This window comes from Bacillus sp. A1, assembly GCF_042296235.1.
Classification (GTDB): Bacteria; Bacillota; Bacilli; order Bacillales; family Bacillaceae; genus Bacillus; species Bacillus velezensis.
Map to the genome: position 1 here is coordinate 2,362,257 of NZ_CP141181.1, position 12,421 is coordinate 2,374,677.

General features: G+C 50.0%; 2 protein-coding genes. Both read right to left on the reverse strand.

The features are described from left to right. Positions 1-46 precede the first annotated feature (46 nt). Positions 47-6,262, reverse strand: coding sequence for a beta-ketoacyl synthase N-terminal-like domain-containing protein (locus tag U2H13_RS11635; RefSeq protein WP_376700464.1), 6,216 nt, complete (start codon positions 6,260-6,262; stop codon positions 47-49). Then, entirely contained in the window at positions 6,259-12,414 is a 6,156-nt protein-coding gene (locus U2H13_RS11640; RefSeq protein WP_376700465.1) for a type I polyketide synthase, read from the reverse strand. The genes U2H13_RS11635 and U2H13_RS11640 overlap by 4 nt, the downstream gene beginning before the upstream one ends. Positions 12,415-12,421 lie beyond the last annotated feature (7 nt).

The window sequence follows — 12,421 nt, forward strand, 5'->3', positions numbered from 1 at the left end:
GACCCGCCAAAGCTTACGAGTAAACCCGGCGGGCGGATATGTGAATTTACGGTCTTGTTTTGGCGGGCTGCTTCAGCATCTCACCATGCACGTTCAGTATCTTTTCCTGCAGCTGCAGGAAGCTGTGTTCTGCCATTCCGTCAGCCGAATATAAAATGCCGCAAAATTCAGAAATCGTTTCGGCTGCGCTGTCTTCAGCCAATAACGTCATATGGTTGGATACCGCCACATCCATGATGGCGATGTTTGTCATATGCTCTTCCCACTGGCTCCAGTAGTTGACGAAATCAGCGGATAAAATATCAGCCCTGATCGTAAAATACGGATCAAGCTCACCCAAGAAAATACCGTTTTTATTTCGGAAATAATAGCATGTCACCCCGTTCGGATCCGGAAGCGGCAGGAGTTCGTAATCAGTGATTTCGTAAGCGTCCTGAACATTTATATTCTGCCTGATCAGATTTTTCACCAACGCGTCCGTCTTCGTTAACCCCCGCTGTTTGGCTTTTGCGATTAATTGCTCTAAAAATATGTCTTCATGAAGATCGGCATCTAGTTCATCACGATGAATCAAGGTTTCAGAAATACGTTCCGGATGTTGATAGATTGGTGCAAATAAAGCCATGTTCACCGTCTGCAGCATCATATTTTTATCAAATAATTCATCAGGAATGTTGATTTCCCGCGCACCCGCCGAGTCAAAAGAGTCAAGCATGACGATTGACTCAACGATTTCTCCAGCCAGCTGCAATTGCCGGGTGACTTCATAAGCGAGCATGCCCCCTAATGAATAGCCGCCTACATCGTAAGGACCCCGGTGCTGCACGGTACGTATGAGCTTAACGTAATATTCGGCCATGTTTTTAATGCCGCGGATCGGTTCCCGGTCTGTCATCCATCCTCTTGCCTGAATTCCGTAAAAAGGACGCCCGGTCCGTTCGGCAACAGGCTGGTACAGCTCCACTGCCCCCAGCGCGGAATGAAACCAGAAAATCGGTCTTCCCTTTCCACCCGGGTTAAGACAGATCAGCTCGGGCGGTTCTTGATCATCTGTCTCTTCTGATATATCGTTTTGTTTCGTATGTTCCTCATGTACTTCCTCGGTGTCTTTTTGGACAGAACCGGTCAGATACCCGGCTAATGTTGCGATTGTCGGATATTCATAGACCAGATTTGCCGTAATAGACGCTTGATAGGTTTTATTAATGGACTGAACCCATTCCACACCGATAATAGAATCCAGCCCCATCTCAATGAATGCTTCATGCTCATCAATATCTTCCGGCTTCAGAAACAGGATGTCCGCAAGGCTTTCTTTGAGCTCTTTGCGCAAAGTGCCGTCAGAGATGCCGGCAAGGGGCGTTTCTGCTTCCGGGATTTGCGGACGTACCGCTGTTTCCTCCGCTTCAGCATACTCGGGTTTCTTTATTTGCCCCGCTATATATTCCGCAAGCTCCTCAAGCGTCGGGTGTTCATACACCTTATTGGCAGTAATCTCAGTGTGGTACGTTTTATTTACTGTTTGTATCCATTCAACCCCGATAATGGAGTCAAGCCCCATGTCGATGAAAGGCTCATCAGCATCAATATCTTCCGGTGACAAAAATAAAATATCTGCCAGGCTTATCCTCAATTCTTCAAGCAATGTTCTATTGTCTTCGAAAACGGCTTTTTCTGGCTGCCGGACAGAAACAGAACAATCCAAAGGCTGTAACACGATCGGTTTTTGCAATGTCTCCGGTTCAAACGCTGTCATTTCGATCTCAGTTAAAGGACTCAGAGAAATCAGCCCTTCATGTTCAGGCTGCGGCGAAGACGGGAGAACGGTTTGCGTTTCAGACTTTTTCATGGCTTGGCCTGGTAAAGAACTGTTTACATCAGCCGCCCAATACCTTTCTTTTAAAAATGGGTAGGCAGGCAGCGGCGTTTTATAATATTTCCCTCCGTCAAAAAGCCGTCTAAAAGGAAGATCATATCCTCTGCAAAAAAGGTCAGCGATATGTGCCAGGCTTTCTCTGTACTGTGCTGGCGAAGCCACTGAGCGGCACTGTTCAATGCATTCCATTCCGAATGTTTTCATTCCGGCTTCTTCTGCCGGCTTCTGATCCTTCAAATTGGACACAAACACACCCGGAAACTCTCTTTTTACAAGCCACTCCGATAATACCCGCTTCAGTTCGTCCGCACTGCTTACGATACAGGCAAACCGGTGATGTAAATGCTTTCTGCCGAGCAGGAGCGTATAACTTATATTTCCCAGATCGCTGTCTTTGTTCTTGCTGAGTGAATCCAGCAGGCGTTCTGCCTGAATTTCCAGCTGACGCTCCGTCCGCGCAGATAAAGGAATGAGGCAGGCCGGTTTTGCCGGTGACCGGCGCACGGTTTGCGGCGCCTCTTCAATCACAAGATGGGCATTTGTTCCGCTGAATCCGAATGAACTGATGGCGGCTCTGCGCGGTGCATCCGGGTTCCGTTCCCACGGTATCAGCTTTTCATTCACAAAAAACGGGCTGTCCTCAAATTGAATATGCTGATTGGCTTGGTGAAAATGCAGGGAAGCCGGAATCTGCCGATGCTTCAGCGACAGCAGGATTTTAAACAGTCCGGCCATCCCCGCGGCCGCAGCGGCATGTCCGAGATTGGTTTTCACAGAGCCGATGGCGCAATATCCTTTTTTATCCGTATAGCGGCGGAAAGCGCGCGTTAAGGCGCCGAATTCGATCGGGTCGCCCAGTGCAGTGCCCGTTCCGTGAGCTTCCACCATTTGAATGGTTTCCGGATCAATGTGAAAAGTGTCATAGACATGCCGTTCCAATCGTTCTTGAGATAGCGCGCTTGGAGCGGTGATTCCGTTTGTAGCGCCGTCCTGATTCATTGCAGAGCCTTTTATGACGCCGTACACATGATCTCCGTCACTAACGGCGTCGCTAAGACGTTTCAGCACCACCGCTCCCACGCCTTCACCCGGCACGAACCCGTCCGCGCTTTGATCAAACGTATGGCAGCGTCCGGTCGGTGACAGCATATTCGCCTTATTTGACGACTGATAAAAAGCGGGAGTGGATTGAATGAAAACCCCGCCCGCCACCGCCATTTCCGTTTCTTTCGTCCAAAGCCCCTGACATGCCAAATGAATGGCTGTCAGCGAACTGGAACATGCTGTATCAACAGTGATCGCCGGACCTTGTAAATTAAGGTGATAGGCGATCCTTGCCGGAGTGACGGAATTATGATTGCCCCAAAACGCCTGCGCGGGCCCCTGCTGTTTAAAAATGGCCTGGTAATCTCCGCCGCAGGAGCCGGCATACACGCCGCATTCCCGGCCTCTTACCGAGTCTCCCGCATATCCCGCATCTTCAAGCGCTTTCCATGATTCTTCCAAAAACAGCCGCTGCTGAGGGTCCATATAGGTCGCTTCACGTCCCGATATATGAAAGAAAACGGGGTCAAAACATTCAATGTCCTCTATAAAACTGCCATACTGGCATTGGCTGTCAGAGACATCCCATCTGTCTGCTTTTTTAATCAGATCCCGTCCGGCGGCTAAGTGTTCCCAAAACTCATGGACATTCTCCGATTCAGCAAACCGCCCGCTCATCCCGATAATCGCGATCGGTTCTTTTTCAGGTAACACAGCTGCTGATTTTACTGTATCGGCCGGATCCTTTTGTTCGGGGCGGTACGTCATTTGATACGGCTCAGAAACGCTGATGACGATTTTCCCGATATTTCCGCGGTCATCCAGACAGTGATACGCTTCTTTTATGTCTTCAAAGGAAAAGATTTTTGAGATGACAGGCTGAATGACTCCCTCTTCCGCCAGCCGCTGCAGTTCCAATTGATAGTCCTTGACCTGATCCGGATTTTGAAGGGACAGCTTCCGCAAATCCACGCTGTGAAACGATTGATTGTTATGAAGGACGGACAAGTCGACTGATTTAGCGGATTTCAGCGCAGTCATGGCAATTTCGATATATCTTCCGCCCGGCGCCAGGCAATTCATTCCTTTTTGCATGGCATCACCGGCCAGGGTATTAATGACAACATCCACCCCACGGCCGCCGGTCATTCGCATGATTTCCGTTTCAAAATCTTCTTCTAAATAGCAAATGGTATTGTGGACCCCGAGCGAATGCAAATACTCAATTTTTTTCTGTGATCCGGCCGTGGCATATATTTCCGCGCCGATATGCCGAGCCATTTGCACCGCGATCAGCCCCGTTCCTCCCGTCGCGGTCTGAATTAATATTTTTTCGCCTTTTTTAAGTCCGGCTTTCCGGAAGGCGTCTATCATTGTCACCGCCACGGTGGGAAGAGCGCATGCTTCTTCAAAGGTCAGCCGGGCCGGTTTATGATAGACTTGGTGTTCTTTACATGTGATGAGATTCGCCTGAGATCCAAATTCCTCTCCCATGCCGACAATCACTTCATCACCTGGAATGACGGATGTTACATGCCTCCCTGTCTTGATCACGACGCCGCTTGCTTCAAATCCCGGAGTGAACGGATAAGGCGGCATCGTCGGGTACAGCCCTCTGACACAAAGCAAGTCTCCGAAATTTAAAGAAAAGGCGCGGACGGCTATTTGAACTTCGTCATCTTTTGTCTCGGGCACTTCACTGCGGGCAATCATCAGATCTTCAATGCCGCCCGGACGGTCAATCACAACCCGGAACATTCCCGAGTCACCGGACTTTGCAAAAGAAGGCGGCATACGTTCTTGTTTCGGTTTCTGATAACCGGTTTCCTTTCTTTCCGTCTGCAGAGGTTTTTCAGCAGGCCGTTCTTCTTGAAGCGCCGGGCGGATTTTCGCTCTTTCGGTCTCCAGAGATGAGGCTATGATGGTTTCATATTCTGCCGAGATATAACCGGTCAGCAGTTTCACATGATAGTAATCAAATAAAATCGTTGTCTGCAGTGTAAGATTCAATCGCTTATTCATCTCATTAATCACATTGACGGCCAAAATGGAATCAATGCCGTATTCAGAGAAATTCAGTTCTTCCTGAATATCCTCTTCTTTCATTTTTAATACATCGGCAATACTTGTTTTGATGACAGAGCGGACATGGGAAGCGACCGATTCCCCATCAGCCTTTACAGCTTGATGCTCCTCTGGCGCGCGGCTGCGGGAAACAGGCTGCGCGGGCTTTCGGAAAACTTCGGCTGGGGCGGCGTATGGCTTTCTGCCGTCTCTGATCCCTTGCATCCGGACGAGTCCGTCACTCTCAGCTGCGATAATCTGCTGACCTAAATCATGAGCCGTTTCAGCAGGGAAACAAACCGCTCTGTATCCTTCCGAATGCAGCACACACTCCCATGATTTTGGATATAAGCCGGGACTTCCCGGAATCCGAAGCTCAGCATCCTCATAGGACCACCACCCGTCAAGCAGCCCGAAGGTTAAATGGGTAAAAACAGAACGATCGCTGATTTCGTTTATCAGAATCATCCCGTTGTATTTCAGGAGCGCTTTCAGACGGCGAAGTGTCAAACCGATATTTTTTGTGGCGTGAAGCACATTGGCGGCGATGACAATATCGTAAACACCCGTTTTGATATTTTGTGATTCGCAAGGCTCCTCCGCATTAAACAAGGCTGTTGTCAAATACGGCACATCAGGTCCGTATTCCTGTTCGGCATGCATTAAAAAAGCTTTAGAAACGTCCGTATAACAATATTCCGCAATCTGTTTTGCGAATGGTTTCAGTTTTGTAAACAGCATGGCGCTCGTTCCGCCCGTCCCGGCCCCTACTTCTATCAGCCTGATGCGGGCATCGGGGTGTTCTGTAAGATAAGCTTTCAAGTAAGCGGCCGCGGAATCTGCCAACACTTCATTAAAATAATCCGCGACAGGATTATGCTTATAAACACCTTCAACGAGCCGCATTGATGAATCGGGAAATACGATATCCGTAGCCGGACGTTCTCCTTTTAAAATAGAAGGCATCGCTTTTATCGTCGCCTCGGCCAATTCAGCTTGCGCAAGCTCCCCATTGGGAAGCAGGCGTTTATGGGCATCCCACTCATTCCAGACTGTGCGGCCGTCCGGGCGCTGATCCGTGAGGAGGGTGACCGTGTATCCGTCATACGCGATATATCCGTTTTCTTTTAATAGATTCAGGCTTTCTTCCAGCCATCTGCCGTATGTGCCGATCACACCGGCGCTCCGCATGGATGCTGAAGCTGTGGTGACAGGCTCGCTGAAAAACCCGATTGACTGTAATTGGTAAAAGAGCAGTTTGCAAAGAAGGCTGTTCATATGCGCAACTCCATTTCTCGTTTTAAAGTCTCAAGCCGTTCATTCCGATCCGGATTTTGCCGCTTGACGCTTTCCATAAATGAAGGCTTCGGGCCGGATACAACCGATATTGCATCTTGATCCGTCAGCGCGGCTAAGCCGTGCGGAGCAGCTTTAATGAATGCCGCTTGGCTGAACGGTTCTGATAGTAAGACTTCCAGCGCCTCCATTGCTTCATCGGGTTCAATAGAACCGATCCCTGACGCCTCCATCCGTTTTCTGTAAGACGGGTCTGATACAACGCCCAGACTGCCCCAATATCCCCAATTCATGACTTTCACTTCACAATCAAGCAAGGAAGCGATATGGCGGGCAAAGGCGTCTTGAAATGTACACCCTGCCGCATAGTTGCTTTGCCCGGCATTTTTTGTGAAAGAATTAACGGATGAGAAAAACAGCACAAAATCAAGCGGTTCTCCCTTAAAAGCTTCGATCATTCGGACGCTCGTATTCACCTTAGCTGAAAAAGCGTTTCTGAAAGAAGCTTCATCCATATTCGCCATACTTTTGTCGGCAAGCGTTATCGCGGAATGGATGACTCCCGTTATATTGCCGTATTGCTCTCTTACGGAACGGACGGCAGCCTTAAGCGCTGCGGCATCTTGAGCATCAGCCTGTATATAATGCGGCGCGGGGCCTGCTAGCGCCAGCCTGTCTATTTTGCTCTGAATCTCCTGATCCTTCGGCCGCCTGCCGATCCATATCATTCGTGCCTTGTAACGGGTGATCATGTATTTGCTCCATGCTTCTCCAATGCCGCCCGCTCCGCCGATGACAGCATAAACGCCGCCTTCTCTGTACGACATACGCGGAGCGGAACTTGTCAGCACTCGGACTGTTTTTTGCTTGTGCCAAGCTCCGTTACGGTACGCAGCAGCATTTCCGTCCGGATCTGGAGGAAGGCGCCAGATGTTTTTCATCTCAGACGAATCACTGCCTTCTTCTGTATCAATCAGCCTGATGTCCCAGTTCGGATATTCTTTTGCCAATGAACCGATCAAACCGTGTACACCTGCATGCTCAGGCTGCGGCAGATCACCCGGATACACGGACTGTGTCTGCCGGGTGACCGCCGTAAAGCTGATGTTTCGGTTTCCATACCCGAGTGACAGCAGCGCTTTGATGAAACGGAAACATTGAATCACCCCATTCTCCTGCTCATCAAGCATTTCCTGACTGACGGATGCGGGTGCGAAACGATCCGGCGCAATCCATAAGAAATGGCGGATATCCTGATACCCGGCTGTCAATTCACGTAATGTTTGCTCGCTTGAATGATCCGGCGTCTCCGCCAGATGGGCGCGGGGCCACATTTTTGCCGCAGCCTTTATGGTATGTCCCGGCTTTCCGATGATCAGCAATTGTTCCTGATCAACCGCTCGATTTTCTTCCAGAGAAAAGAAAGTTTTGTCCCAAACAGGGGCAAGCATCGCTGTCTGAACTTCCTGCCGCTTGCTTTCGGTTTGGTTTGTCTGCCGGACAGCCCGGCAGGAGAAGCCTGTCAATCTCATACAAACAGCGCCGTTTTCATCACATAAATCAATATCCAGCGTCAGCGCTCCGTTATCTGACCGATCGCTCTGTTTGCGGACAAGCGCCCACATCGTTTTCTGAGTCGGCTGAAATATTTCTGCCTGCCTCAGGGAAAACGGCAGCATCGGAGTGTCTCCGGCAGTATCTGAACCGGCACCCAGTGACGCCTGAAACGCGGCATCTAGAAGACTCGGGTGGATGACAAACTGATCGGCGGTACTGTCTGCCGTTTCCGGCAGCGACAGCCGGGCTGCAGCGCCCCTCTCTCCGATCATCAGCTGATCAATTCCTTGATGGCTCGGCCCGTATATCATACCCGCATGCCGGAAAGCCTGATAAACCTCATCAGACGTCATAACCGATTGGCTGCAGCCGGACAGCCAGCCCTCTAAGTGAACTGACGGAACCGCTGCTATCTCTCCTGATACCGCGGTGCCTTTACTGTATATAATCCGTTCTCCCCCGGGTTCTTCCGATAGGCTGTAAATCGTAAATTCAATGTCTTCATTTTCCTTAAGGATAAGGCTGATATGGACTTTTACATCCGTCCCCTTATGAACAACAGGCCTCATCCATATGAGATCTTTCAAATACAGTCCTTTACGTCCGTCCGGCACAGCGTATGCGGCACGCTCAACGGCCGCCCTGGCCATTTCGATCACGGCGGCTCCCGGGAGCACTTTCTCCCCATTGACTGTGTGATCAGTGAAAAAGAATTCCCGTCCGGTAAAAACAGAGGTGAATTTCAGCTCCCACAGATCAGATGTGTTTTCATGAAGCAGCGGATGGATCACCGTTTTGCCGTCATCCCTTTTTGAAACCGCCTCGGCTTCATCTTGAATCCAGCATCTGACCTTTGCAAACGGATAGGCGGGAAGGCTGATTCTCCGGGGTTTTTGTCCCGAATATAACAAGTTCCAGTCCACATCGACTCCCTGCACCCACATGTTCAGCAAATGACCGTACTTTCTCTTTTTCAGCCATTTGCCCATGGCTTCCTGCAAATCTTCATCAGATTCAAACACAGCCACTGTCTCATGATTTCGCTTCGCCCGCCCCCTGTAAAGATGCGGTGCGTTTTCATTTTCCAAGTACGATCTGAGCTTGTCCTCCAGCTCCTTAAGGGAGTCCGCAATGAAAGCCAGCCGCTCATCCATCGCTTCCCGCCCCGCTTGTAAAGTGTATGCGACATCAAATAAGTCCGGCTTATCCGTATGCTTCTTTTGAAGAAAAGCAAGAAGGCGCTCCGCATATTCTGTCAGACGCTCCCCATTTTTCGCAGACAGCAGAATGACAGCCGGCTCTTGGCTGCTGATTGCTTGTTTTACAGGAGCCTCATATTCTTCAATAATGATATGCGCGTTAGAACCGCCCGCACCAAAGCTGCTGATCCCCGCCCTGAGCGGCTGTTCTGCTCCGTCTGCTGCAATCCGTTTCCAATCTGTTAATTCCCGGCAGACGGAAAACGGACCTTCGTCAAATTGGATATTCGGATTTAAAACATCCGCATGCAAAGATGGGGCGATTTGTTTGTGCTTCATCTGCAGCAGCACTTTTGTGACAGCGGCGATGCCTGCTGCCGATTCCCCATGTCCGATATTTGATTTGACAGACCCGATGAGACATGTTTCAGGAACATCACCGAATGCATCGGTTAAAGCCCGGATTTCAATCGGATCGCCCAATTTCGTCCCTGTCCCGTGCGCTTCCACATAGCTGATCTGGCCCGGAGATACCCCCGCTTCCTGTAAAGCTTGAGAAATGACTTCGCTCTGCGCCTTGGGGTTCGGTACGGTGTAACCGCTCGCTCTTCCGCCGTGATTAATGGCAGCTCCTTTAATGACGCCGTAAATCCGATCTCCGTCTTGTACGGCGTCTTCTAAACGTTTAAGAAGCAGCACCCCGACTCCTTCTGCCGGAATATAGCCGTCACCCCCGGCGCCGAAACTCCCGCAGTGTCCTTTAGATGAGATGAACTGCCCCTGGCTCAGCATGAAGTACTTGTTAGGATGAACGGTGAGATTCACTCCGCCGGCAAGCGCCGCGCGAATCCGATGATCCCGCAGATCCCGGCACGCCATGTACAATGAAGTCAGCGAACCCGAACACATCGTATCGACCGAAATGCTCGGCCCTTGAAAATCGCAAAAATAGGAGACACGGTTAGCAATGGATGAAATCCCGCCGGGGAGCCCGATATGCCGTCCTTTCACTCCCGCTTCAGCCGCGAATAACGGGTATTCCTGATACATGACTCCGGCATACACACCTACCTGACGGCCCAGTTCAGGCGATGTCCTCGTATATCCCGCATCCTCCATGGCCATCCACGCATGCATCAAAAACAGCCGTTCCTGAGGATCAAGGTGTTCCGCTTCACGGGGGGAAATCTTAAAGAACTCAGGATCAAAATCGGCGATCCCGTCAATGAATCCGCCCCATTTGCTGTAGATCGCTCCCGGCGCCGTCCGGTCCTCGGAAAAGTAATGTTCCCATTTCCAGCGTTCTTTCGGAATTTCGGTAATACAATCCTTTCCTTGTTTGAGATTTTCCCAAAACGCATCGATATCATCGGCCTGCGGATACTTGCCGGAAATCCCGACAATGGCAATATCCAGCGGGTTTCCTTTCGTTTTCTGACGGCTTTGATTCCCGGACGGGGCAAAAGACGCATTTTCAAGCCGATTTGGCTGAAGCACTTCTTTCACAGACGCGTTTTTCAATTCCGCCAGCTGTTCCCCGGTATGGCTGAGGACTGCGGCATCAAATGAGAGAAACCCGTCTTTTTTATGTTTGATTGTATTCACCACATAGACGGTATCAGACATGACAGGTCCGTAAAGCGTCAGCCTCTCAATCATGAGCGGGACGTGAATCCGCTTTTTCAGCTGCAATTCTTCTTCACCGAGCGACATATAACATGAATTCAATATAAGCGGGTCAAATGCAAAGTGATGCAGATCGCCTTTTTCTTTTTTTCCTGATAAGTCCAGCTGCAATAAAAAGGAGCTCTCACTCATTTTGTATCCCGCCGTTACCGTTTTCAGCATCGGGCCTATCGTGAAGTCGGCAACCGAATCGTACAGACGGGAAATGACATCCGGTGCTACCTTTTGTGCATGCGCCTTCATTTGTTCAACGTCATATGATTTTTTTACGGGTGCCTCTATACCTCTGCTTATTTCTCCTTCGGCACACGTCTTCCGGCTTTCTTTACCGGAGACAGTGCAGCTTGCGGTAAAGCGTTCGGCACTCTTTTCTGCCGCAAATGAAATGTCAACATGTGCGGCCTCTCCCGGCTCCAGCGTGACGGGCCCGCCCGTAAAACGGATATCTTTCAGCCCGGCGGGATACGTGCCGGAATGAGACGTTCCGGATGCTTCAAGCACCAGACACGGATACACTACACCCATCAGTGCCGGTTTGCCGAAAACCAGATGATCCTGAAGGAATGCTTCATGTTCATAGAAAGTAAATGTCTGACTGCCTGATTGCGTTTCAGAGACCGGTGCTGCATCCGCGACAAGGCCGGATGATTCATCTGTTCCTTTTGTTTTTATGTCTTCAAGCAGTTCGGATATGCTGCTGCACTCAAATAAAAGAGTCGGATTCAGCCGCAGATCAAACGCCTCTTCGATGTCTTTAATAATGGCCAGAAGCTGTGACGATTCAAGGCCTAATTCAAAAAATACGGTGTGCGCATCATTTCTTGTGACAGGACGGCCTACGTATGTTGAGAAAATGCGGTATAAGGTTTCCTCCATCTGCTGAACGCCTGGTGTCAGCTGCCGGTCTGTCCGCACCTTTTTGGCTGTCAGGCCGAGCAGTGAAGCAATATGCGCACCGCTGGGGTTGTAAAAGTCAATATCCATTTTCACCATTTCAGAAGGCGTGCCGGATTTTTTCGAAATCACCGCGTAACAGCGCTCCGTAACCGTCTCAGCGGCAATAAACGAATCATAATAAATCGGTAAAAACAAACCGGCGCCTGCAGCTGTCTGCAATACGCCGGAGGCCATGGCGGCACCGTCCATCAGCGCGGGATGAAAGAGAGTGCCGGGGAGATTTTCCTGGCATGAATCAGACTGCCGAATATCAAGGAAACATTCCTCTTCATTTGCATAGATCTCTCCCTCCGGCTTCATCAGCCCGTCATGCGACAGTCCGCGGCTTCTCGCGTCTTCGTAAACCGTATGCAAAGAGACTGATGGAAGTGCGGCTTGTTGTTTTTTCTCCTCTGCGTCAAGGCGCCCATCTGATGAGAAGACTCCTTCATGCACCTCCGCTGATAAGAAAACCGTCCCGGAATCCGCCCCGCAAATCGAGGCTGTCCAGAACTCCTTTTCTTTACTGAATATGACACTCACATCAAGCCGCTCTGACCGTTTCACTGATAAAGGATGATAAATGGTCACCCGTTTCAGACAGATGGAACGGAATGAAAGATCAAGGCTTTGCTTTGCCAGCTGATACAGCATATCAATATAGGCCAGACCGGGCATGACAGATTCTCCGTGAACAAGATGGTTTTTCATAATGGGATGTTCTGCCGTCAGGCGCAGATTCACTGTTTTTTTCATGGTTAGT